This is a genomic window from Chryseobacterium taichungense (assembly GCF_900109935.1).
Taxonomy (GTDB): Bacteria; Bacteroidota; Bacteroidia; order Flavobacteriales; family Weeksellaceae; genus Chryseobacterium; species Chryseobacterium taichungense.
The window spans coordinates 131,993-157,443 of the sequence record NZ_FOBV01000009.1; the positions used below are offsets into that span (position 1 = coordinate 131,993).

Below are 25,451 nucleotides of genomic sequence, written 5' to 3' on the forward strand. Positions count from 1 at the left end.
TATTTTTCGAAATCAATGAGAAGAGATAGCAGTCCTACGGACTGCGCCTTTAATTCAAATAGGTTTTCTACACAGCTATGATTCCTGACGGAATCACCATTAGAAAATCATATCATTCCGTAGGAATGAAATCTGTGTAGAAATAACATTAAAAGATATATGCATTCCGTAGGAATGCTATCTTTGCAATCAGAAAAATATGGCATTTGCCAAATAAGTTTTTAAATAAAATAAATCTAATAAAATCTGACATCTAATGTCTCAAAACAAAAGAATTTTCGTAGAAAAAAGAGGAATTTTCGATGTTGAAAGTCCAAAAATTTTTGATGAAGTAAAAGCAGTTGCTCCGTCTGTCCAAAGTGTAAAGGTTTATAACGTTTACGATATTTTTGGCTTAAATGAAGGTGAGTTCGAAAAAGTGGTAAACAGCACTTTCGTAGATCCTGTTACTGATATTTTACATACAGAAAATCCTGCAAAAGGAATATTTTTCGCAATGGAATTCCTGCCAGGTCAGTACGATCAACGTGCGGATTCTGCTCAACAATGTATCGCTTTATTAACTGGAAATGAGAAGTCTAAAGTAAGAAGCGGTAAACTTATTGAATTTGAAGGCGTTTCAGAATCAGATTTGACAAAAATCAAGGATCTTCTTATTAATAAAGTTGAATCTCAGGAAAAAGACTTATCTATTTTGGATATTCCTGCAGAAGAAACGCCATCGAAAGTTATTGTGCACGAAAATTTCATCAATTTCGATGATGCTCAGCTCGAGGAATTCTTTAATAATCATGGTTTTGCATTAGGGTTGGATGATTTGAAATTCATTCAGGAATACTTTAAATCTGAACAAAGAAATCCTACGGAAACTGAACTTAAGGTTTTAGACACCTATTGGAGCGATCACTGTCGTCATACAACTTTTGAAACAGAATTGTCAAATATTGAATTTGAAGGACAATTTAAACATACATTGGAAACCATTTTCAATGACTATATTGAAAAAAGGAAATTCTTAGGACGTGAATTAAAGCCAATTTCTTTGATGGATCTTGCAACAGTTTGCGGCAGATATTTCCATAAAACAGGTAATTTGGAGAATCTTGTGGTTTCTGATGAAATCAATGCTTGTACGATCCAAATCGAAGCGGAATACGATGGTAAAAAAGAACCTTGGTATTTATTATTCAAAAACGAAACACACAATCACCCGACAGAAATTGAGCCTTTTGGTGGGGCTTCAACGTGTTTGGGAGGAGCGATCAGAGATCCTTTGTCCGGGCGTTCTTTCGTTTTTCAGGCGATGAGATTAACGGGTGCTGCAGACGTTTTAGAATCGGTTGATCAGACTTTACCAGGTAAATTGCCTCAAAAAACCATTACAAAGCAGGCTGCAAACGGATATTCTTCTTACGGTAACCAGATCGGTCTGGCGACTACTATGGTTTCCGAAATCTATGACGAAGGCTACAAAGCGAAAAGAATGGAAGTTGGTTTCGTTGCCGGAGCCGTTCCTGTGGATTGGGTAAGACGTGAAAAGCCTGAAGCTGGCGATTCTATCATTATTTTAGGAGGTGCAACAGGTCGTGACGGTGTTGGTGGAGCGAGCGGCAGTTCGAAAGAGCAAGATGAGACTTCTATCCATACGATGAGTTCTGAAGTTCAGAAAGGAAATGCTGTTGAAGAACGTAAAATCCAAAGATTATTCAGAAATCCTGAAGTGACGAGACTGATCAAAAAATCAAACGACTTCGGAGCGGGAGGTGTTTCTGTGGCTATCGGTGAAATTGCCGATTCTTTGGAAGTTAATTTAGATGTTTTACCTTTAAAATATGAAGGTCTGAACGGAACCGAGCTTGCTATTTCTGAATCTCAGGAAAGAATGGCGGTTGTGGTTGAACCAAAAGATAAAGAGCAGTTTATCAAATTCTGTGAAGCTGAAAACATTGTGGCTGTTGAGGTTGCAAAAGTGACAGATTCCGGAAGAATGCAAATGTTCTGGAAGGGCGATAAAATTGTTGACCTTTCAAGAGCATTTTTAGATACGAACGGCTGTTCAAAAAGTCAGGAAGTTAAAATTACCCACCTTAATGAAGTAAAAGAAGAAACTCCTGCATTTAACGAAGAGAATTTCCTGAAAATATTAGGCGATAAAAATGTAGCTTCTCAAAAAGGGTTGCTGGAAATGTTTGATTCATCGATTGGTGCCACTACGGTGGCGATGCCTTTGGGTGGAAAATATCAGCAGACGTTGATGGAAGGAAGTGTTCAGACATTGCCGATCATCGGAGCAAAAGATATTGAAACGGTTTCTTTGGCAAGTTGGGGATTCGATGCAGAGATTTCTAAGCAGAATTCACTTTTAGGATCTTCTTATGCCGTAGTTGAAAGTGTTGCGAAGATCGTTGCAATGGGTGGCGATTACAAAAATATCCGATTCAGTTTCCAGGAATATTTTGAGAAATTAGGCCAGAACCCTGAAAAATGGGGTAAACCATTGGCTTCGCTTTTAGGAGCTTATGATGCCCAGATCAACTTTGGTTTGGCAGCCATCGGAGGTAAAGATTCAATGAGTGGAACATATCAGGATCTGAATGTACCGCCAACGTTGATTTCTTTCGCTTGTGCTAACGGAGAAAAGAAAAATATTATCTCTCCTGAATTTAAGAATGCAGGAAATAAAGTGTATCTCTTCAGCCATACCGCTCAGGAAAACGGACTTCCGAATTATGATGCTTTAAAAAATGTTTATGAATTTATTTTCGAAAATATTAAAGCCGGAAAAATCGTCTCTGTAAAAACAGTGAAAGAAGGCGGAATTCCTGTTGCTTTAGCAAAAATGAGCTTTGGAAACCGATTAGGTGCTGACATTTCGACTCCGCTCAATGTAACAGATTCTTTATTAGCTAAAAATATTGGTAGCTTAATCATTGAATCTAAAGAGGAATTAAACTCTGTCAATCTTCATTTAATCGGAGAAGTTAAAGATTCAAATGTTATTAAAATTAATGATGCTGAATTCGCGATTGAGAAATTATTAGCGGCAAATACGAATACATTCGAGAATCTTTTCCCAACAATCGAAAAAGAAAAATTAACGGTTGAAATCGATGAAAAATTAAACTCGATCAACCCAAGAAATATCATCATTAAAAAGCACGGAATTGCCCAGCCAAAAGTATTTGCGCCGGTTTTTCCGGGAACAAACTGTGAGTACGATACGCTGAACGCTTTCGCAAAAGAAGGTGCTGTTATCAGCAGTTTACCTTTAATCAATATCAATCACCAATTATTGGATGAAAGTATTGATGCGTGGGTAGAGGAAATCAAAACTTCTCAGATTTTAGCTTTCTCAGGAGGTTTCTCTGCGGGTGATGAGCCGGACGGTTCTGCAAAATTCATTGTTAATGTTTTGAAAAACGAAAAGATGAGAAATGCGGTTCACGAATTGCTTGACAGAGACGGAATGATCATCGGAATCTGTAATGGTTTCCAGGCATTAGTTAAATCTGGATTGTTGCCTTACGGAAGAATCAAAGATTTGGATGAAAACTCTCCGACGTTGGCTCACAATGCCATCAGAAGACACATTTCACAAATGGTAAACGTAAGAGTAGTGAATGACGAGTCTCCTTGGTTAAAAGGAATGAAAGACCAGGTTTTCACCATTCCGATTTCTCACGGTGAAGGTCGTTTTATGGCTTCGGAAGGTGAAATTCAGAAGTTATACGAAAACGGACAAATTGCAACGCAATATTTAGATTTAGAAGGAAATATCGCTCACGGAATGCCGTTCAATCCAAATAATTCATTGTTCGGAATTGAAGGAGTTACCAGTCCGGACGGGAAAATATTCGGTAGAATGGGACACCCGGAACGTTTTGCAGAAGGATTGATGAAAAATATTCCGACCGCAAATTATCATAACATCTTTAAAAATGGAGTGGAATACTTCAAATAACAATAAAAAGAAAGTGACTGTCATTAATGGCAGTCATTTTTCAAATCTGGAAGGGTTTTATGAAGAAGTTTCTCAGCTTTTTATGAAAGATGAAGATTGGAAAGTTGGGACTTTGGATGGTTTTAATGATATTTTATATGGATTTCAGGGCGAAATTATATGGAAAAATTCTCAAAAGTCTAGTGAAGATTTAGGTTTTGATGTAACCAAAGAATTCTACCAAAATAAAATTAGGCAAGGGAAGCCTTTTAATACAGAATTAATTCAACAAAAACTGGATGAATTGATAGATGGAAACGGACAAACCTTATTTGAAATTTTACTTGAAATTATAGAATCACATAAGAATATTCACCTTATTTTGGATTGATTTATGTAAAAAAATCACTGTAAGAACAATAATAAAATAAAAATCCTGTCATTATTTTGACAGGATTTTGTATTGTTGACAATTAATGGAATTCAACCCATAAATCGCCTCCTATGACATAGGCTTTAACTTCAAAATTATAATTTGTGCCTCCTGATGTGGTACCACTTCCGACCAAATAATCAGGAATACCTGTACATGACTGATAAAATCCTACTGAACCACTCATTCCTGGAATAAATTGTCCCGGATTGCTGGGTTCCCTCAATTCAAATTTCACATACGTCCATCGTTGGTCATCTGCAATACTTTGCGGTATCTGATTAGGTAAAAGATAGCTCCCGTCATACCAGCTGTCTATAGGATAAGGATGTCCGGCTGCAGTATCGGAGTCTGTGTATTTTGCGTATTTCGTCAGCTCACCAGGAGGCAGTGGAATCGAAGGTCCCATTGCCTGGAAACTGGGTGAACAGGTTGTAGGATTCAGTGTAAAAAGCGTAAAGTTAAGATTTAAGTCATGGTAATCATTCGTATTCCAGATATGGATAATTCCCTCTCCGGTAACGGGATCGATCTGCGCAAAAGTAGTGGCTCCTAAAGTTAAGCCTAAGATTAAGGTAAGTATTTTCTTCATGATTATTGTAGTTTTGAATTTTTGTTAATCTGATCTATTTTAGCATTATAAACTTTCATTGCCCACGTCAGAACTTTCTCTTTGTCTCCTTGCGTGGCTTTTTCAATTTCTTTTTCTTTTACTCCACTGGATTTTATAAGCTCGATTGCAGAGGGGATAAGAATAGCTTTACGTCTGTCGCTTAATTCCATCGGTTTGTGAGTTCTCATTTCCTCGGGAGTTTCGGCATTTTCAGGTCTGAAAAGACTTTTAATAGATTTTTCAAAATTCAAAACTTCTTCACTTTTTTTCGTGCTCAACGGATTGATTGTTGATGATTCGGTACTGCACGAAATAATTCCTGCCAGAAGAAAGGCATAGAGTAATTTGATTTTCATATTATTAAATTGTTAATTGTAAAACAAATATAATTAAAATATTAATCAAAACATAGTGAAAAATTAATTTTAGTGTAAAAATTTTAGTTTTAAAATGAATTTAATTAAAAAAAATACAGTTATACGATGTTAAATAGAATTTTTTAAAATAATCGATTTAAGGAAAAATATAGTTGATATATGTGAGAAAGCCAACAATAACCGATAAAGCAGCCATTAAAAGAACCGCTCCGGCAGCAATATCTTTAATAAAACCAATTCTTGTATCAAATTCCGGCCGTATAATATCGCAGATTTTCTCAATGGCTGTATTAAAAATTTCAGCAGCTAAAACACCAAAACAGACGATCACAATAAGAATAGCATCGATCGTTGTCAGTTTCAAATAAAAAATCAGAAAAAGATTAATAAGTAAAGCCACCATTTCAATCTGAAAATTTCTTTCCCATTTTATCATCAGGAAAATACCACGTAAAGCATTGAAAAAACTTTTATGAACAGGTGGTTTTCGCATACTGAAAAGATATTTACAAATATAGGGATTTACTCAAAGAAAATCCTTATCTTTAGTTGTTGTCATTTGGCAGCTTTTATCTCAAAATGAAGAAGGAAAAACAGGGCTGAAATCTTTTGATGGTTGTTAGTAACTCTCAGGATTATTCTTTTCCATCTGTTTTCTATTTATTATATTTGTAAAAATTTATTTTTAAATCTATGAAATTTATTATTTCAAGTGGTGAACTGCAGAAGGCTTTGCAAACTGTAAGTGGCGTAATATCAAGCTCTCAGTCGAGACCGATTTTAGAAAATTATCTTTTTGAATTAGACGGAACTCAGGTTACCATTACAGCATCCGATGGCGAGACAACTCTTGTTACTTCTCTTGAAGTAAAGTCTGATGATACCGGTAAGTTTGCCGTTCCTGCAAAGATTTTTCAGGATTTTATCAAGACGTATGGAGAACAGCCGTTGACATTGGTTGTGAAGGATAATGCAGAAGGTACGGGAAGTCAGCTTGAGATTTTAGATGAAAAAGATAACTTTGCCGTGGCGCTTGACAATGCAGATGATTATCCTGAACTTCCTGAATTCGATGCTTCACAAAGTGTTACCATGTCTGCAGGAGTTTTGTCTGAAGCCCTTACCAACACCCTTTTTGCAACAAGTAACGATTCACTTCGTCCTGTAATGACAGGGGTTTTATTCCAGTTTGGAGAAAATGAAACGAATTTCGTTTCTACAGATTCTCACAGATTGGTCGTATATAAAAGAAATGATCTGATGAATGCTGAGCCTATGGAATTCATCATGCCGAAAAAACCATTGAATATTTTCAAAAATATCTTGGCAAGCTCTAATGATGACGTCACCATCGACTTCAATGAGAATATGGCCAGATTTACTTTCGGAAAACATACATGGATCTGTAGATTAATTGATGGAAAATATCCTAATTATACAGCGGTAATTCCAAAAGAAAATCCGAATGTATTGACGATTAATAGAAATCTTCTTTTAGGGGCTATCAAAAGAGCTTCCATCATGTCAAACAAATCTACCAACCAGGTGAGATTTAAATTGTCTGCGAATATTCTTCACCTTCATGCTGAAGACACTGAATATGCAAACAAGGCAGATATGCAGATTCCTTGCGATTATAACGGGGAAGATATCAATATCGGATTCAGCTCTAAATTCTTAACTGAAATGCTGACAATTCTTGGTTCAGACGATATTACAATGAAAATGTCGCAGCCAAACAGACCAGGTATTATTGAGCCCCTTGATGGTCTTGAAGAAAATGAAAGTATCTTAATGTTATCAATGCCGGTGATCGGATTGTAATAGTAAACATAAATAAAATATAAAGAGGTTTTGGTTTCAAATCAAAGCCTCTTTTATTTTCTTAGGAGCTTTTTCCCGCTTTCCGCACTCGCTATTTTTGTGATTTCGGCTGCGGCGGCAAAGCCGCCGCAGCCGAAATCACAAAAATGAGCTCAAACAAATGCTGCAATCGGGGCTATGAGACAGTCGCTTGATAAACATTAGGAAATTCAACGTCTATCCTTCTGAAAATATCTAGACATAGTTTAGAAAAAATTCTGGAAAGATTAGATGCTTTCATAATTGACAGCCTTAAATGTTTTTTCAAATATTTATGAGCAATAAGCTGCGTAAATCTGTGAAATCAAAGAGAGAAAAAACAGATTCAATAAAAGTAAATTAAAAAATAAATCTACCAATTTTTAACATGAAAGATAAAAAAAGGTGGCAAAAAAAGCATACATTAAGCTCTTAAAGTCTGTTATAAATTTCTCTATTTCTCAAAAAAACACGACATTTGTAGACTTAAAATTTAACTAAATTTTTCAAACCAGATCAGATGAAACCATAGATTACATCTGACTTCAGAAAAAATAAAAATTATCAGATGAAAATATCAAACAATTGGCTTAAAGACTTTATCAAAACGGAATTGAAAACTGAAAGAATCGGTGAGTTCCTTACAGATATCGGTCTTGAAGTTGAAGGGATAGAAAAATTTGAAAGCATAAAAGGTAGCCTGGAAGGAATTGTTGTAGGTAAAGTTCTGACCTGCGAAAAACATCCGAATGCAGATAAACTGAAAAAAACCACGGTAGATGTTGGAAACGGAAAAATTCTGAATATCGTTTGCGGTGCTCCAAATGTAGAAGCCGGACAAACAGTTCCTGTAGCAGTGGTCGGTACAAAAATCTATGATAAAACCGGAAGCTTTTTTGAAATCAAAGAAGCTAAAATCAGAGGAGAGGTTTCTCAGGGAATGATCTGTGCAGAAGATGAGCTGGGTCTTAGTGATGATCATGGAGGAATCATGGTGCTGAATGAAGAAAAATTTGAAGTCGGAAAAAACTTCGCTGATTATTTTGAAATTGCCAATGACGAAGTGATAGAAATTGGTTTGACTCCGAACCGTACCGATGCCATGTCGCACTACGGAGTGGCAAGAGACTTACATGCCTATCTTTCTACCAATAAGCAGAAATCAGAATTTGAAAAAGTTTCTTCAGTTGCATTAAACAATGAAGGAACCAATGATTTTAAGCTGGTTGTGGAAGACGCTGAGCTTTGCCCAAGATACATCGGGGCAGTAATCGAAAATGTGAAGGTAACAGATTCTCCGGCATGGCTGAAAGACAGACTGAAAGCCATCGGCTTAAGCCCGATCAACAATGTTGTGGATATTACCAATTATATTCTTCACGGTTTCGGTCAGCCGCTTCATGCTTTTGATGCTGATAAGATCACTGACAAAACCGTTAAGGTAGGAACCGTAAAAGAAGGCACGAAATTCACAACATTAGATGGTGTGGAAAGAACGCTGAATGGTTCTGAAATCATGATTAAAGACGGAAAAGACAATCCGATGTGTATCGCCGGAGTTTTCGGTGGTGCCAATTCAGGGGTTTCTGCTGAAACGAAAACCATTTTCCTGGAAAGCGCTTATTTTAATCCTGTTGCGGTAAGAAAAGGGGCTAAATTTCACGGACTAAATACAGATGCGTCTTTCAGGTTTGAAAGAGGTGTGGATCCTAATATTACCAGAACAGCCATTACTCACGCCATCAAATTAATTCAGGAACTGGCCGAAGGAAAATTAGTAGGAGACCTTTTGGAAGAATATCCAAAGAAAATTGAAGATAATTATGTGATTATCAGATTTTCCAAAATCGAACAGATTTTAGGAACAAAAATTCACAGGGAAAAAGTGAAAGAAATTTTGAAGGCTTTGGATATTCAGGTTTTAAATGAAATTCAGAATGGCCTTGAGATTTCCGTTCCGGCTTACAGAGCAGACGTAACGAGAGAGATCGACGTGATTGAAGAGATTTTAAGAATCTACGGATACAATAAGATCGATGCTCCTCAGAAAATATCTTTTACTCCGGTGAAATTAAATGCAAAAGATCAGGATGAATTAGAAAACAGCTGGGCAAGAACATTGCAAAGTCTTGGTTTCAATGAAGTAATGAATAATTCACTCACTGCCGTAAAAGATGAAACAGATGCTGTAAAGCTGTTAAACCCGCTAAGCAATGATCTTGCATTCATGAGAAAATCTTTGCTGGAAGGACTTTTACAGAATACAATCTATAATATCAACAGGAAAAACCAGGATATCAAATTCTTCGAATTCGGAAAAATTTATCATAAAAGAGAAAAATACGAAGAAAGAAAACAACTGGCGATTCTTGTTTCTGGAAGGGAAGTTGCAGAAAACTGGCTTCAGCCGAAATCAGCAACAAACTTTTATTATTTGAAAGCTTATGTAAAAGTTTTATTGGAGAAACTTGCTATTGATTATAAAGAAGTTGCTTTGTCTGATGAAAGATTCTCTGATGCTCTGTCGTATGAGGTTAACGGCAAAACATTAGTAAGAATCGGAAAAGTAAGCGCCCAGATGCTAAAAGATTTTGATATTGATCAGGAATGTTTTTATGCAGAAATCGAGCTCGAATTTGCCCAAGAACTCCGTGTTGAAAATGATCTGAAGTTTATAGATATTCCTAAATTTAACAAAATCAGAAGAGATTTAGCTTTACTGATTGATAAAAATGTGAATTATGAAGATCTTTATCAGGCTGCTAAAAAGAATAAATCTCCTTATATTAAAAATATCAATCTTTTTGATGTGTATGAAGGAAAAAATCTTCCTGAAGGTAAAAAATCTTATGCCATGAGTTTTGAACTTTTAAACGAAGAAAAAACGTTGGAAGAGAAAGAAATTGCAACTGTAATGGATTCTTTGATTAAATCTTTCCAAAAAGAATTTAATGCAGAATTAAGAGGATAATTTATAAAATAAATACATTTATATAAAGCGGACTTTTGTCCGTTTTTTTATTGCTCTTTATCATGATATTTAATGAGTTCGAATAGATAAAAGTTACATATCAGCAAAGAAAAAATAGCTTTCGGAAAACAATAAAGTTTTATGAGGGCTGTTTAAATAATATTATTTCCGTAAATTTGATTTAAATCAAAAATAAACAAATGAAAAATCTTTTTTTAAGTATATGTACGGCCGCAGTTTTGGTTTCTTGTGGTGCAATGTCTGGTTCTGCCTCGAAAGTAGGTAAGGCTCAACCTTCATTGTCAGGGACAAAATGGGCATTGGCGGACAATGTGAAAGGAAAAACACCTACTTTAAATATTGAAGGGGAAAAGATCAACGGAAATACAGGATGTAACAACTATTTCGGAACAGCTAAGGTAGAGCCTTCTACGGGAAATTTTTCTGCAGGGCAGATGGGTTCCACAAAAATGGCTTGTGAGAATATGAGCGTAGAGAAAAACTTTATGGACATGATGTCGAAAGCCAACAAATACGTCATCACCGGAAATGTTCTCGAATTGTATCAGGATAATCTCCTCTTGCTAAAATTCAACAAAGCAGAATAATAAAATAAGAAAAGGAACTCATTTGAGTTCCTTTTTTATGCTTAGATTATTAAAATTTAATCTTCATCTTCTTCCTCGTCGTACTTAGCCAGCTCTTCATCGCACCATTTGAATGCAGCTTCTACCACCTTTGTAGCTTCGTCTGCCATAGTTTCTTCGTCGTCACCTTCAAGATCATCCAGCCACTCAACTTCTTCCTCCTCTACATTAAGGATGAATCTCGGATATTCTGTATGAACTACGAACAAATCTTCTGGAAATTCCGAATTATCTGCTAATAAAAACTTTGGTAATTTCATTTTTTTAATGTTTTAACTTTAACTCAAAGATAATAAAATTATTGATATTTGTTCTTGTCAATCTTCATTTTTTGTAAAACTTTATACCTCGTTAAAGTTGTTTTCTGTAAGGTGTCTTTTGGCTTGAAACTGAGTACTACATAGGGATTTACGGTACTGATAAGTTCTGCAACCTGAATATATTCAAGATCCTCAATATCTTCCACGTAAAATTTTACCGGGCCTTTATCAAGATTTTCGGATTTTAAAAACTGTTTCATCTCTTTTCTGTTTTCAAGATAATTTCCTCTTGATAGCCATGTGAAAGCAATTCCTGAAAGAATACTTAAAAAGCCTATCGCATATACTTTATAATTAAAAATAAAAAATAATTTTCTGAAATAAACGAGCCATATAGGAAAGCTGAATGGCGCCATCAGACGATAATCAATAGCATTCACAGAATAGAAATACTGGATAAAATAAGAACAGATTATTCCGACAATACTTACGAATATAAAGAAAAACTCAGTCTCTGAAAGCTTATATTTGATAAACAGGTATACCATTAAAAGGATATTGAGAAAGCCAATTCCATAGATTGCATAATTAATTGCCCCTCCTGCCGGATTCGCAATATGAATAAACGGATTGAAAGTGGTACATAATCCCTGAAATAGTTCTTTTAAAAGCTTTGAGGTTGGATGAAGACCAATTTCTAAAAATTCATTTACATAATTTTCATTAAAATAATCGATAAATAAAAATTTATATAAAACAACAAAAATCCCTCCGATCAATCCTGAAATAACAAATGGTTTTGAATATGGCTTTTTCCAGAAAATCAATCCGAAAAGTCCTGTACCTGCCATAATAAATAGTGAACTGTAACGGATATTATATAGCAAAATTAAATTCAATGAAAGATAAAAAATAGCTTTTCCGCCAGTAATTTTTCCTTCGATGATAAGAGATGAAGTGTAAAGAAATAATAATACAAAAGGTAATATTACTGCCTCACTCATGGTATACGAGAATATCGAAAGAAAACTGAATAATGCGCTTAAGACAACTGCTTCTTTAAAGAAAAATTTCTTTTTCCAGGCAAAAAAAATAATAAATAAAAATGCTGAAATTCCCACAATTTTACTGCTCCAGAATTCATCAGGCCCGAAAAAAGTAAAAAATTTAATGCTTAAAGGATAGCCCAATGGCGTCGTCGTATTGTCAATTGTTGGAAAAACGTGCGCAAAACGCATATAGCGTATAGAATCAGGATTTGTTCTTCCTTTCTCGTTGAGTAAAAAACGCAAAATGATCATCATTAAAGTAATGATGATCATTGATATTTGAATTGTTCTTTCTTTAAATTTCATGGATGGAAAATAGTGAATTTTAATAAATAAGTCAATTTCTTCAAGTGAATTTAAATTGAACTTCACAATTTTTACCTATCTAAGCTGACCATTAACAATTCACCATTCACGACCATTTATTTTAAAAACATTTTCGCTACTTTTTCTGCTTTTTTGCTTTCTGAGTAATCATAGAAACCTTCACCTGATTTTACGCCTAATTTTCCAGCCATCACCATGTTGACCAATAACGGATTTGGTGCATATTTAGGGTTTTTGAAACCGTCATACATTACATTTAAGATCGCCAAACAAACATCAAGTCCAATAAAATCTGCCAGTTGAAGCGGTCCCATCGGATGCGCCATTCCCAATTTCATTACTGTGTCAATTTCCTCAACACCGGCAACACCGTTGTAAAGTGTTTCAATAGATTCATTGATCATCGGCATTAAGATTCTGTTCGCCACAAAACCGGGATAATCATTTACTTCCACAGGCACTTTTCCTAATGTTTTGCTCATTTCATAAATCGCATCAAAAGTTTCTTTTGAGGTCGAATAGCCTTTGATAATTTCCACCAGCTTCATGATGGGAACAGGATTCATAAAATGCATTCCGATTACTTTCTCTGCTCTTTTGGTGGCCGCTGCAATTTTTGTGATGGAAATGGATGAGGTGTTTGTAGCCAATATGCAGTTTTCAGGAGCAAACTCGTCCATCTGGCCGAAAATTTTCAGTTTTAATTCCTGATTTTCCGTTGCAGCTTCCACAATAAGATCTGCGTTTCCGACAGCATCTTTAAGCGCTGTAAAAGTGGTAATATTTCCTAAAGTTTCAGCTTTTTGTTCTTCAGTAAGGTTTCCCTTTGCAATTATTCTGTCAAGATTAGTGGTGATAGTTTTCAGGCCTTTGTCTAAAGCTTCCTGTGATACGTCTACAAGATTTACTTTAAAACCACTTTGTGCAAATGTATGCGCAATACCATTCCCCATGGTTCCGGCTCCGATAACTACAATGTTTTTGATCATTTTACCTTTTAGTTTAATTTATTTATTATTTAATCTGCGTTAAATTTCTTGCATTGGAAAGGTCAGCTTTTTTTATAATTTCTGATTCATTAAAATTGACCATTCCGTCACTGTTTTTGCTTCTTGCATTATTCTGGCTGCTAACCGCGGCTTTTAATCCTTTAATGAAATTATTCTTCTGAGTTTTTGAAAGTCCATCGGTACCAATATAAAGGTTATATTCGCCTTCTCTTCCCAATCCGCTCTGTTTATAAATTTCAAGATTTTTTACCTTATTTTTCTGTTTAAATTTTGTCAAATAATCCATGACAGGCTTGTCAGAAGGAGTTCCGCAGCATACACTTGCGTATCCTATCTGAAGGTAATTTTCACTCTTTTGAGCAAAGAATAAGGTGCAGCCGAAGATTGCTATTGTTAATACTATTTTTTTCATGTTAACGGTTTTAAAATTAAGCTTAAATTTTTATTTATTAAAATAATCCCAGACAGACTTTGAAATATCTGAAATCATTTTGCAGTTCACCACATTCGTTTCCGTTGAGTTACTGACAAATACAGCTATTGCATAATGCTTGCCATTGGGCAAAGTCACGATGCCAATTTCATTTTCGGCACCGGTTAAGCCTGAATTATTCTTGCCGGAAGCTCCCGTTTTTCTTGCCACAGGTGTATTTTCCGGAAGTTGTTCGATCAGTTTATTTTTTCCTGTTGATGTTGAAAACATAATTTGCATTAAATAATCTGTCGACTTTCGAGAGATCAGTTTTCCATCATAAAATTTTTTCAGTACATCCGTTGCAGAAGCTGCGGTGCTGTAATTTTTGTACTGAATATTCCAGTCTTTGCGCATTTCAGCTTCATTGTATTTAATCTGAAAGCCTTTTACACCTTTGGAATCCATAAATCGCTGAACGGTCTGTGTGCCACCCAGTAGTTTCAGTATAATATCACAACCGTTATTATCGCTTTTAGCTACCGTATATTCAAGAATTTCACTTAAAGGAACTTCAACGACTCCGTCAGGATATTTGTCACGAAGTGGCGACCATGTATTTTCAAATAAATTGGTTTTGTCTAATAAAACCTTCTGATCTAAAGAAAGTTTCCCTTTATCCACATAATTCAGCAAAGCGACGGCAATATGAAATTTAAAAACACTCTGCATCGGAAGTCTCTTATCGGCATTTTTATAGTATTTAAAACCATCTTCAAAACCCAGAACGGAAATTCCTACCGTTGCATTTTTATCCTGAATAATACTGTCAATTTTTTGTTCCAAAACAGATTGCTGGGCAAATGTAAATGCTGAAATCAAAAGAAGAATCAGGCTTATCTTTTTCATAATATTTTGTTTAAAAAGAAATCCCTCTTAGAAACTAAAAGGGATTTGCAATTTAAGATTTTTTTTATTTAACGTCTAAATAATTCAGGTTGACACCGTCATTTTCAAAATAGATCCTGATCTTGTTTTCGCCTTTCGTAAGGTTAATTCCTTTGGCAGAAACAGTTTTCCAGTTTTCATTTCCTCCTGTGGAGCTGAGAGAAACTGTTGCCAATTGCTTTCCGGAAGCATCTTCAATCCTGATTTTTGCCGGAGAATTACTCGCATAATTAATATCAAAAGTATAGGCTTTCCCGGCTTTAGCGTTAATCGTGTACTGAAGCCATTCACCGCTTTCTGTTTTTCCTACATAATATTGATTATTGCCGGTTTTATAAATATCAACTCCATCATTTCTCAATTGATTTCCGGAATTCCATTCCGATCTTTTTTCAGGATCACTTACCCAAAGATTGACAAAATCTTTATCAAGATAAGCTGAACCCATTCTTCCTAAATCATAATCTGTGGCCAAAATTTTCCCCGGAGCCTGGAGATTTTTGAAAGGTTTTGTAGAAGAATCGGTTGTCTGCCTGAACATCGCATCAATGACATCATTTTTTATTTCCACATTGCTGAACTTATAATTGTCAGCAATCTGCATTAGTGCTTTTCTGGCAAATTCTTTTGATGGTTTTTCGCCGCCGTTTTTCCAGTAATCCAGCAGTTTCTGATATTCCGGAGTGATTTTTACGTTGGTAATTCCTGCGATATTGTCGATTTTTTTCATCGGCCAGAATGCATAACCGATATTATGCTTATCCAGAAGCTGAATCAGCTCTGTAAACCACACATTTGAGTTTTCTCCTGTTTCTCCCAGCCAGATTGGGATATTGTGCTTTTCTCTAAGATCCAAAGCAAACTTAAGGGTAGCGTCATCATTGTAATTCCAATATTTATGGAAACTGAAAACCATATTGTTGTCCCAAAGTGGCGTTAATCCGTTATAATTATTTCCCCAACCGTTTCCTTCGATAATGATAATATGCTTTTTATCAACGGTACGGATAGCATCCGTAATATCTTTTTGTAATTTCCAAAGTGGAGCATTTGACATTTCATCAGTTCCGTTCGGATTTTTTCCTGTGAAATTGATGTTTGGCTCATTGATCAGATCGTATCCTCCGATCCATGGCTCATCTTTGTATCTTTCTGCCAATTTTTTCCAGAGTGCAATAGTTTTTTTCTGATTTTCCTCGTTTTGCCACAGTGATGGCTTAGACTTGTCGTTGTCGGAAATATTCACATCATTTCCCTGTCCTCCTGGAGCAGCGTGAAGATCCAGAATCAGGTATATTTTGTTGTCAGCGCACCATTTCAGAAGGTCGTCTGTCATTTTAAATCCTTCTTCCAGCCAGGTATTCTGCCCTTTTTTAGGCTCTTTTTCAATCGGCAATGTGTACAGATTATAATGCATCGGCAACCTGATTGAGTTAAATCCGGCTTTCTTCAGAAAATCAATATCCTGTTTGGTGATTCCGTTTTTAAGATAAGCTTTATAGAATTCATTCATTCCGTCTTCACCGATAAGCTCTGCGATTTTTTCCTTGATTTTATATTGCGGACCGGCAAAATCAGCGGTTTTCAACATGTATCCCTCCTGAAGCATCCATCCTCCCAGACCGAGACCTCTCAATTGTATGTTTTCACCTTTGTCATTTACGATCTTTTGTCCGTTTGTCTTTAAAAGTTGTGATGTCCCAAATTGAGACAATAAAAAAGCGGAAAGTAGGATGGCTCGTTTCATAGTTGTTTTAATTATTAAATATTATGGGATATTTTTAAGAATGATTATTTGATAATGACAAATATATTTAAAATTTATTAAATAGAATTTAAATATTTATACATGAAGAAAAATGTGGTATAGGTATAAATGAAAAGAGACTGCTTATTGATAAACAGTCTCTTTTCGTATGTATTGTTGTCTGAATTATTTCTTTTTGTAAGCAGCGTCTTTAATTCTCGCTTTTTTACCTCTAAGATCTCTGAAGTAGTAAATTCTTGATCTTCTAACTTTACCTCTTCTGTCAACTTCAATTTTCTGAAGAGCAGGCATGTTGATAGGGAATACTCTTTCTACCCCTACATCACCAGACATTTTTCTGATCGTGAAAGTTTTTGTAGAACCAGTACCTCTTAATTGGATAACTGTTCCTTTGAAGAACTGAGTTCTTGTTTTTTGTCCTTCCTTAATTTCGTAATACACAGTGATTGTATCACCCGCTTTGAATTCAGGGAATTCTTTTTTTGTAATGTACTTGTCTTGTACGTACTTTAATAAATCCATTATTAATTAAAATAAAATGTTTAAAGCTAAGCAACTTACACGGACTTCGTCAGAGGTTGAATAACAGGCTGCAAATATACAAATCATTTTTCAAATATTCCAAATAAATTAATACGTTAAATAAAAATCATATGTCCAAAGTAATAATTTAAGAATAGGGACAATAATTCTATCATTTAACCAAATTGAAGAATCATCCGTTAAAGAGTCCCGAAGGGACGACCTATATCAGGATTGGATGTCAGTCCAATCAAAATTAAGCATCCTGTTTAAAAAGAAGCGGCAAAAATTTAAAATTTTTGCCGCTTCAATTATTCATCCGTAGATTTTAAGGCCCAGGCAATTAGCGGTGCCTGCATAAACAGCCTCGCAAATCGCTGATTATCGGTATTGAGTCCGAAAGAATCTCTTCTGTTTTTATATTGGGCAATATTCCCCGGAAGTACGGCGGCAAAGAAGCCGGCTACTATCTTTCCCATGGTTTTGCGGTACTTCTTGGGTGTTGCAATAACGGCTGTTCCTAATGCGATTTCAGCAATTCCGGAATAAACAACCGTGTCATCCTTATCCAAAGGAACCCATTCAGGAACCTGTGCCTGGAATTCTTTCCTTGCAAAAGTGAGATGTCCTATTCCTGCTGTTATGAGAAATGCACCTAAGGCAATTCTTGAAATGTTTTTCGCTTCCATAATAATAAAATTTAATTGTGATAAAAGGTGTGTCATATCTTAACCAAAATCCAGACCATGATAAGCTATTGTCTGGTAAGATGTATTATGCACTATGCTAAATCCTTAGCTGTTTCTTCCCGATATGAGAAAAAGTATTAAATTTAAGCCAACAGAAAAATCTAATATTTCATGATAGATAAAAGAGTAAAAAATGCAAAGGAAGCCATTGCAGGCATTACAGACGGAATGACATTAATGCTGGGCGGGTTCGGACTTTGCGGTATTCCTGAAAATTCAATTAACGCCTTGGTAGAGAGTGATGTAAAAGATCTTACATGCATATCAAACAATGCAGGAGTCGATGATTTCGGATTGGGATTGCTGTTGCAGAAAAGACAGATCAAAAAAATGATTTCCTCTTACGTTGGAGAAAATGCAGAGTTTGAAAGACAGATGCTTTCCGGCGAACTTGAAGTTGAGCTTACTCCACAGGGAACTTTGGCGGAAAAATGTAGAGCGGCACAGGCAGGAATTCCGGCCTTCTATACGCCGGCAGGTTTCGGAACAGAGGTGGCAGAAGGAAAGGAAGTAAAAGATTTTGATGGGAAGCCTCATATTCTGGAACATGCATTCAAAGCAGATTTTTCCATTGTAAAAGCTTGGAAGGGTGATCATGCAGGTAATCTTATTTTTAAAGGATCAGCAAGGAATTTTAATCATCCGATGGCCGGAGCAGGAAAAATTACCATCGCAGAAGTAGAAGAATTGGTAGAACCTGGCGAACTAGATCCCAATCAGATACACATTCCGGGAATTATGATCCAGAGAATTTTCCAGGGTGAAAAATTTGAAAAAAGAATAGAACAGCGTACCGTAAGAAAAAGAGATCATTAGTAAAGATGATAATTGCTTTCATATTTAAAGTAATTTATATTAAATCTTACGCATTTTGAGTTAAAAAACAGGTCAATTCCAGATTGGCCCATCAAACAAATTTTCAAATTATTACCATGTTAAGTAAAGAAGATATAGCAAAACGTATTTCAAAAGAAGTCAAAGACGGATATTATGTAAACCTCGGAATCGGAATTCCTACTCTGGTTGCCAATTATGTTCCGGAAAATCTCAACGTAGAATTCCAAAGTGAAAACGGAGTGTTGGGAATGGGACCGTTTCCCTTTGAAGGCGAAGAAGATGCAGATATCATTAATGCCGGAAAACAGACCATTATAATTTTAGATGGTGGTTCCTTCTTCGATTCTGCTTTCAGTTTTGGGATGATCAGAAGCAAAAAAGTAGATCTTACCATTCTAGGAGCAATGGAAGTTTCCGAAAACGGAGATATTGCCAACTGGAAAATCCCGGGGAAAATGGTGAAAGGCATGGGTGGTGCAATGGATCTCGTAGCCTCTGCAGAGAATATTATCGTTGCGATGATGCACGTCAACAAAGCCGGAGAAAGCAAAATCCTGAAAAAGTGTACGCTTCCATTAACGGGTGTCAACTGTGTAAAAAGAGTGGTGACAGAATTGGCGGTACTGGATGTTACTCCTGCCGGTTTTAAACTGATTGAAAGGGCTCCCGGAGTTTCCGTAGAGCACATTATACAATCAACAGAAGCAGATCTTATTATAGAAGGAGAAATTCCTGAAATGGCGTTTTAAATAAAATAAAAGCTGTTTCAATTTTCTTGAAACAGCTTTTTTAGAAAAAGTATTATGTTTTTAAAGTGTTGAAAATATAATATTCATTGTGTTTTCAGAATAAGAACTTAAACCCGAAAGATAAGGTAGAAATTGCATTACCGTTTGGTCCGAGTACAGCTTTATTATAATCTGGTGTTACCGTTGCTACATGGGCCAATGAAAAATCTGTTGTTTTAATATCTTTTGTTGTTCCCGGATAATTTTTAATTGTTGTATAAGAGAGATTAGCCAGATTATAAGAGAATTCTACCGTAAAATGTTTTGTCAGTACATAATCCAAACCTCCTGATAAAGCTAATCCAATCTGATTTACTTTGATATCGCTGTCCGGTATAGATTGTCCGTTTGCCGTTACTTTGGTTTTTCCTGAAATGATGGGAACTGCAAGTTGTCCGAAGAAAAATAAACCTCCGTGTATATTCCAGTATTTTCTTGCCAGCGGCTCAACCACTAACAGATTGGTTTTTAAAGTAACATTTTCAGCAAATTGATTGGTCGATTTTACTCCAATATTCCCTACAGCGATTCCTACAGCAGTAGATGGGCCGACAAAATATCCTGCAAGAGGCAAAATTGTTGTACTAGACGATTTACCATTTTCTGAGCCATCATTTGTACTTTGATAACCGATTTGGGCTGTAGCAAACCATGTTCCTTTTAAACCTTCCTGTTTTGTTTGAGCGTTGCATAATCCCATTATTACCACAAAACTGGTCAATAATAATTTTCTCATGTTCCTAATTTTTGTTTGTTTAACAAGATCAAATTTATTATCGTTTTAACATTTTTTATGAGTATTTATTACTGATATTTGTCACTTTTGATATTTATCATTTTCATTAAAAAATAAAATTTTTGTTTTTAAATTTACAGTAGATTAAGGTGTATGTTTTAAATATTTTTAAATTATATTATTTTGATTTGAATTATTTACATTGGGTTTTCCTATTGCGTAAGCCCGGATTTTATATGGATGGATTTCTACATTTAAATTAAGATTTCATAAAAATTTCCCGCGTTAAGACTTAAGATATTAAATCGTCTGTAAATTTTCAGAAAATAAGTATATTCGCCTAAATCTTAAACTCACAAAATGCAGCGTTTTTTACTGGTATTTTCTGTATTGTTTTCAAGTCTGTTTCATACTCAAACAAGATTAAATATAATTCCTTATCCACAAAAAGTGGAATTTCAGAATGGTGAATTTAATGTAAATGATCAAACAGCTGTTAAAGGTGTTGAAACCTCTTTTGAATATCAGTTTTTTTTAAATTCATTAAAACAACAATATAATCTTGATTTATCAAAAAATAAAAGAAGCAGTAGAGAGAATGCTATTTTTATGACCATCGATAAAAAAATAAATGATGCTGTTGATTACGAAATAACTGTTGATAAAAAATTAATTTTACTAAAAGCAAAAAATAAAGAGGGCTTATTTCATGGGCTGCAGACTTTGCTTCAGCTTATCCGAAATTCTAAAAACGGAAATATTCCGGCAGTAAAAATTTCTGATACACCAAAATTCGCCTGGCGCGGAATGCACCTCGATGTCTGCCGTCATTTTTTCACAGTCGATGAAGTTAAGCAATACATCGATTATCTCGCGATGTACAAATTGAATACATTTCACTGGCATTTGACAGACGACCAGGGCTGGAGAATTGAAATTAAAAAATATCCAAAATTAACACAAATCGGTTCGAAACGTAAAGAATCCATGATTGGAGCTTACGTTGACAATACTTTCGACGGAAAACCCTACGGGCCCTATTTTTATACTCAGGAACAGATTAAAGAAGTTGTAAAATACGCTACGGAAAGGCATATCACCATTGTTCCGGAAATCGAAATGCCGGGGCATGCGCTGGCCGCGCTTTCTGCTTATCCTGAGTTGGCTTGTACAAAAGGGCCATTTGAGCCGGCTACGAAATGGGGTGTTTTTGATGATGTTTTCTGTCCAAAGGATGAAACTTTTAAATTTTTGGAAAATGTTTTAGATGAGGTAATAACGCTTTTCCCTTCAAAATATATTCACATCGGTGGCGACGAATGTCCCAAAACAAGATGGAAAGAATGTGCCCACTGCCAGGAATTAATAAAGAAAAATAATCTCAAGGATGAACATGGTTTACAAAGCTACTTTATTCACAGGATTGAAAAATATGTCAATTCAAAAGACAGAAAGATTATCGGATGGGATGAAATTCTGGAAGGCGGTTTAGCGCCAAACGCTGCCGTCATGAGCTGGACGGGAATTAAAGGCGGAGTTGAAGCTGCAAAATCGGGCCATTTCGCGGTAATGACCCCCGGATCTTATTGTTATTTCGACCACTATCAGGGAGATCCTGCTACCGAGCCCAATGCTTTCGGAGGTTTTACACCATTGGATAAAGTATATTCTTATAACCCGATTCCTGAAGAATTAAATCAGGACGAAGCAAAATATATTCTAGGTGTTCAGGCTAATCTGTGGACAGAATATATTCTTGATTTTAAACAGGTTCAGTATATGATTTTTCCTAGATTACTCGCCCTTTCAGAAGTAGGATGGGGAACTTCAGATCCTAAAAATTATAAAGAATTTGAAGGGAGAGTCATTAATGAATTCAAAACGTTGGATAAAATGGGTGTTAATTATGCAAAAAGCATCTATAATGTTTCAGGAAAAGTGATTTCTGTTAATAATGGGGTCGCTTATGAACTTTCTACCTCGCAAAATCCCAATGGAATCCGTTATACGTTGGATGGAACAAACCCTACAGTAAATTCTCCATCTTATCAAAGCCCTCTACCAGTTTCAAAGTCATTAACAATAAAATCTGCTTATTTTGAAAACGGACAACTGAAAAGTGCCATTTCTTCACAAAATTTTACCATATCAAAAAGCACCGGAAAAAAGATTATACTTGAAGAGCAGCCAAGTGAAAATTATTCTTTCGGAGGCGCTTTTACCTTAGTTGACGGAATTATCGGAAATCCAAGACGATTAGGAAAAACATGGTTAGGATTTCAGGGAAAAGATGTCGTTGCGACCATTGATTTTGGACAGAAAACTTCTTTCTCGGAAGTTTATTTTAATACGTTGGATAATAAAGGAAGCTGGATCCATTTTGCAAAATCCGCACAGATTTTTAGATCAGATAATGGAACTGATTTTAAGATGATCAAAGAAATTGGAAAAGATGAAATTCTTTCTGCCAATGGGAAAATCAGGTTAAATGTAGGAAATCAGAATTCAAAATATTTAAAAATAAAAATCGAAAATGCAGGAATTATTCCGGCCGGAAATCCCGGTGCCGATTCAAAAGCCTGGCTATTCGTCGATGAAATCGGAGCAAACTAAATAATTTTTACTCAACCTTAGCCTTTACCTCAACCTCAACCTTAAATACATATGAACTCACGCAGAAAATTTATAAAACATACAGCCATTGCATCATCCGCATTATTGCTGAATCCTCTCGATCTTTTTGGCAAGAATGCACCTGAAAACGACCACACAATAATCAATAAGCCGATCGTTCTTTCTACCTGGAATTTCGGTTTGAAAGCCAATGAAGAAGCCTGGACCATTTTAGGAAAAGGAGGAAGAGCTTTGGATGCAGTGGAAAAAGGAGTACGACTCGTAGAAGATGATCCCAGTGAAAGAAGTGTTGGCTACGGCGGACGCCCCGACAGAGATGGAAGAGTAACGCTGGATGCCTGCATCATGGATGAAAATTACAACATCGGTTCAGTAGCCTGCCTGGAAAATATTAAAAATCCGATTTCTGTAGCCAGGGCAGTGATGGAGAAGACACCTCACGTCATGTTGGTCGGTGATGGAGCTTTGCAGTTTGCGGTTTCCCAAGGGTTTAAAAAAGAAAATCTTCTCACTCCCGAATCAGAAAAAGAATGGAGAGACTGGCTGAAAGACAGTAAATATCAGCCGATTGTCAATATCGAAAATCATGATACCATCGGAATGATCGCAATGGATGCTCAGGGAAACCTTTCCGGGGCATGCACCACCAGTGGAATGGCTTTTAAAATGCATGGAAGGGTAGGAGATTCACCCATCATCGGAGCAGGATTGTTTGTAGATAATGAAGTCGGAGCAGCAACGGCTACAGGTCATGGTGAAGAAGTGATCAGAACTGTCGGAACTCATTTAGTAGTAGAATTAATGAGACAGGGAAGGAATCCACAGCAGGCCTGTAAAGAAGCGGTGGAAAGAATTGTACAGATTACCAAAAGACGAAACAAAAACCTGAAAGATATTCAAGTTGGTTTTATTGCAATTAATAAAAAAGGGGAATACGGCTCATATTGTATTCAGGACGGATTCAATTTTGCCGTTTACGATCAGAAAGGCAACCGTTTGGAAAAACCTGATTTTGCATTGAAATAATTAAATTAGAAATTAGAAATTAGAAATTAGAAATTAATTTTGCTAAACCTAAACCTAAACCTAAACCTAAACCTAAACCTAAAATGTCCAAAATAGAAATAGCATGCTTCAATCCCGAATCAGCCATCACTGCATTTGAAAACGGGGCCGACCGGATAGAATTGTGTGGCGGATTAAACGAAGGCGGAACTACTCCGAATTTTGAAACAGTAAAACAACTTCGTGAAAAAATCAACATTCCTATTTTTGTGATGATTCGTCCAAGAGGGGGAGATTTTACATATTCAGATACAGAATTTGAGGAAATGAAATCAGATCTGATCCAATTAAAATCTTTAAATGTTGATGGTTTCGTTTTTGGAATTTTAAATGAAAATGATGAGATTAATGTAGAGCAAAATAAGGAATTGGTTGAACTGGCAAAACCTTATCCATGTACATTTCACCGTGCATTCGACAGAGCCGTTGATCTGGAAGGTTCACTAGAAAAAGTAATCGAATGTGGATTTAAAACAATCCTTACTTCCGGTCAGAAACCAAATGTTTCTGAAGGAAAAGAAAACCTGAAAAAATTGGTGGAGATGTCAGCAGGAAGAATAGAAATTCTTGTTGGTGGCGGACTCCGCTCTGCCAATATTCAGGAAATCCGGGACTTTACAAAAGCTTCGTATTTCCATTCTTCTGCTATTACAGATGGTGGTGCTTTTGCCGATGCGGATGAGGTTATTGCTTTAAAAAGTAAGTAGAATACGCATTGTTAAATATAAAATCTTACGAACAGCATTCAGCATTAGCATTCTACAAAAATATGCGCAACCCTTTCAACAAACCTTCGCGTCGATAGCGTTAAAATGAATTAGTAGTAACGTAATATAGCGGTGGGACTTTATTAAAAGACCCAAGAACCGCTATTCTCGATAAATACTGACGGTAGCATAGGTCTTAGGTCTCTATTTTCCGAGAGATGCTTTCGTCGCCCGACACAAGGGTCTCTCATCGGGCGAAATAAGAAGGCTATCTCGAGCGTAATAAGGTGTTCTCATCGACCGATGAGAACACCTCTCGGAAACGACAAACCTTAATAGGATATTTATTGTAATATTTTACTTTGGCTTGGTAAGGATTTGTCGACCGTTGTTTTTTGCATTCGCCCGACTTCTTATGTGAATTTAACGCAATGAGCGTAAGGGTTTATTTGAAATAATTTCGCTTATTTTTTCGTTCACAAAGGTACTTCGCCAGGCTCAGCATAAACTATAACGCTCAGCAAATGATAGCAAATCTAATATTTTAAGGACTAACTACAAATTTTAACTTCCATTCTGGGTACTCCGATTGTCATCCCGTAGGGATCTAAGCACGGATATTACCATCTGACTATTATCAACGAAGCTGAGATTCCTACGAAAATGACAAATTGAGTGATTAGAATTTTAGAGTGTGGGCTCTGAAGAGTTTAAAGCGTCACAAAAATTCCCCTCCCATGGACTATCGTTTGGACACAATTATTCCTACTTTTATACTTTATTAGTTTTTAGATGAGTACAAGAAATTTCAGGGAA

22 protein-coding genes are annotated in these 25,451 nt (G+C 35.9%); 10 read left to right on the plus strand and 12 right to left on the minus strand.

Translation table 11 applies throughout. The features are described 5' to 3' along the window. Positions 1-256 precede the first annotated feature (256 nt). Positions 257-3,961, plus strand: a complete 3,705-nt coding sequence (locus tag BMW64_RS17380) for a phosphoribosylformylglycinamidine synthase (protein WP_090001446.1) — start codon at positions 257-259, stop codon at positions 3,959-3,961. Next, complete coding sequence (locus tag BMW64_RS17385; protein ID WP_090001448.1) at positions 3,939-4,331, plus strand: barstar family protein; 393 nt, start codon at positions 3,939-3,941, stop codon at positions 4,329-4,331. The genes BMW64_RS17380 and BMW64_RS17385 overlap by 23 nt, the downstream gene beginning before the upstream one ends. A gap of 82 nt (positions 4,332-4,413) precedes the next feature. Here the strand turns inward: BMW64_RS17385 and BMW64_RS17390 are convergent, their stop codons facing one another. The 3 genes from BMW64_RS17390 to BMW64_RS17400 form a co-directional block, all read right to left on the minus strand. Beyond that, the gene (locus tag BMW64_RS17390) at positions 4,414-4,965 is read right to left on the minus strand and encodes a hypothetical protein (protein WP_090001450.1); all 552 of its coding nucleotides are present in this window, start codon (positions 4,963-4,965) and stop codon (positions 4,414-4,416) included. 2 nt (positions 4,966-4,967) lie between these two features. Continuing rightward, the gene (locus BMW64_RS17395) at positions 4,968-5,342 is read right to left on the minus strand and encodes a hypothetical protein (RefSeq protein WP_090001452.1); all 375 of its coding nucleotides are present in this window, start codon (positions 5,340-5,342) and stop codon (positions 4,968-4,970) included. A 157-nt stretch (positions 5,343-5,499) separates the two neighbouring features. After that, positions 5,500-5,856, minus strand: a complete 357-nt coding sequence (locus BMW64_RS17400; RefSeq protein ID WP_090001454.1) for a diacylglycerol kinase family protein — start codon at positions 5,854-5,856, stop codon at positions 5,500-5,502. Between the two features lie 200 nt (positions 5,857-6,056). Between BMW64_RS17400 and dnaN the strand changes: the two genes are divergently transcribed. The 3 genes from dnaN (at position 6,057) to BMW64_RS17415 (ending at position 10,784) form a co-directional block, all read left to right on the plus strand. After that, positions 6,057-7,187: a DNA polymerase III subunit beta gene (gene dnaN, locus BMW64_RS17405; RefSeq protein ID WP_090001456.1), complete on the plus strand. Its 1,131-nt coding sequence runs from the start codon at positions 6,057-6,059 to the stop codon at positions 7,185-7,187. Between the two features lie 586 nt (positions 7,188-7,773). Further along, the gene (pheT, locus tag BMW64_RS17410; RefSeq protein ID WP_090001458.1) at positions 7,774-10,176 is read left to right on the plus strand and encodes a phenylalanine--tRNA ligase subunit beta; all 2,403 of its coding nucleotides are present in this window, start codon (positions 7,774-7,776) and stop codon (positions 10,174-10,176) included. Positions 10,177-10,376: 200 nt separating this feature from the next. Then, complete coding sequence (locus BMW64_RS17415; protein WP_090001460.1) at positions 10,377-10,784, plus strand: META domain-containing protein; 408 nt, start codon at positions 10,377-10,379, stop codon at positions 10,782-10,784. A 56-nt stretch (positions 10,785-10,840) separates the two neighbouring features. Here the strand turns inward: BMW64_RS17415 and BMW64_RS17420 are convergent, their stop codons facing one another. From BMW64_RS17420 to BMW64_RS17455, 8 genes are all read right to left on the minus strand, one after another. Next, positions 10,841-11,083, minus strand: a complete 243-nt coding sequence (locus BMW64_RS17420; RefSeq protein ID WP_090001462.1) for a hypothetical protein — start codon at positions 11,081-11,083, stop codon at positions 10,841-10,843. A 38-nt stretch (positions 11,084-11,121) separates the two neighbouring features. Beyond that, complete coding sequence (locus BMW64_RS17425) at positions 11,122-12,438, minus strand: hypothetical protein (protein WP_090001464.1); 1,317 nt, start codon at positions 12,436-12,438, stop codon at positions 11,122-11,124. Between the two features lie 116 nt (positions 12,439-12,554). Further along, entirely contained in the window at positions 12,555-13,445 is an 891-nt protein-coding gene (locus tag BMW64_RS17430; protein ID WP_177175318.1) for a 3-hydroxybutyryl-CoA dehydrogenase, read from the minus strand. Positions 13,446-13,473: 28 nt separating this feature from the next. After that, the gene (locus BMW64_RS17435) at positions 13,474-13,881 is read right to left on the minus strand and encodes a hypothetical protein (RefSeq protein WP_090001468.1); all 408 of its coding nucleotides are present in this window, start codon (positions 13,879-13,881) and stop codon (positions 13,474-13,476) included. A 30-nt stretch (positions 13,882-13,911) separates the two neighbouring features. Further along, positions 13,912-14,790: a CGA/CIA family class A beta-lactamase gene (gene bla-A / locus BMW64_RS17440; protein ID WP_090001470.1), complete on the minus strand. Its 879-nt coding sequence runs from the start codon at positions 14,788-14,790 to the stop codon at positions 13,912-13,914. Positions 14,791-14,854: 64 nt separating this feature from the next. Continuing rightward, positions 14,855-16,576 (minus strand): cellulase family glycosylhydrolase, encoded by a 1,722-nt coding sequence (locus BMW64_RS17445; protein ID WP_090001472.1) that lies wholly within the window; start codon positions 16,574-16,576, stop codon positions 14,855-14,857. A 186-nt stretch (positions 16,577-16,762) separates the two neighbouring features. Continuing rightward, entirely contained in the window at positions 16,763-17,119 is a 357-nt protein-coding gene (rplS, locus tag BMW64_RS17450; protein WP_007846341.1) for a 50S ribosomal protein L19, read from the minus strand. A gap of 311 nt (positions 17,120-17,430) precedes the next feature. Then, positions 17,431-17,808 carry a DoxX family protein gene (locus tag BMW64_RS17455; protein ID WP_090001474.1) on the minus strand — a complete coding sequence of 126 codons (378 nt, stop codon included), beginning with the start codon at positions 17,806-17,808 and terminating at the stop codon, positions 17,431-17,433. Between the two features lie 171 nt (positions 17,809-17,979). Here BMW64_RS17455 and BMW64_RS17460 point away from each other — a divergent pair, with 171 nt between their 5' ends. Further along, a complete protein-coding gene (locus tag BMW64_RS17460) occupies positions 17,980-18,684 on the plus strand; it encodes a CoA transferase subunit A (RefSeq protein WP_090001476.1) in 705 nt (234 codons plus the stop codon). A gap of 116 nt (positions 18,685-18,800) precedes the next feature. Beyond that, complete coding sequence (locus BMW64_RS17465; protein WP_090001478.1) at positions 18,801-19,454, plus strand: CoA transferase subunit B; 654 nt, start codon at positions 18,801-18,803, stop codon at positions 19,452-19,454. Positions 19,455-19,548: 94 nt separating this feature from the next. Here BMW64_RS17465 and BMW64_RS17470 read toward each other — a convergent pair whose 3' ends face one another. Next, positions 19,549-20,229, minus strand: a complete 681-nt coding sequence (locus tag BMW64_RS17470; RefSeq protein WP_090001480.1) for an outer membrane beta-barrel protein — start codon at positions 20,227-20,229, stop codon at positions 19,549-19,551. Between the two features lie 360 nt (positions 20,230-20,589). On the opposite strand from BMW64_RS17470, the gene BMW64_RS17475 reads away from it, so the two are divergent. From BMW64_RS17475 to BMW64_RS17485, 3 genes are all read left to right on the plus strand, one after another. Then, the gene (locus tag BMW64_RS17475) at positions 20,590-22,842 is read left to right on the plus strand and encodes a beta-N-acetylhexosaminidase (protein ID WP_090001482.1); all 2,253 of its coding nucleotides are present in this window, start codon (positions 20,590-20,592) and stop codon (positions 22,840-22,842) included. Positions 22,843-22,893: 51 nt separating this feature from the next. Next, the gene (locus BMW64_RS17480; RefSeq protein WP_090001484.1) at positions 22,894-23,889 is read left to right on the plus strand and encodes an isoaspartyl peptidase/L-asparaginase family protein; all 996 of its coding nucleotides are present in this window, start codon (positions 22,894-22,896) and stop codon (positions 23,887-23,889) included. 83 nt (positions 23,890-23,972) lie between these two features. Next, positions 23,973-24,635, plus strand: coding sequence for a copper homeostasis protein CutC (locus tag BMW64_RS17485; protein ID WP_090001486.1), 663 nt, complete (start codon positions 23,973-23,975; stop codon positions 24,633-24,635). Positions 24,636-25,451 lie beyond the last annotated feature (816 nt).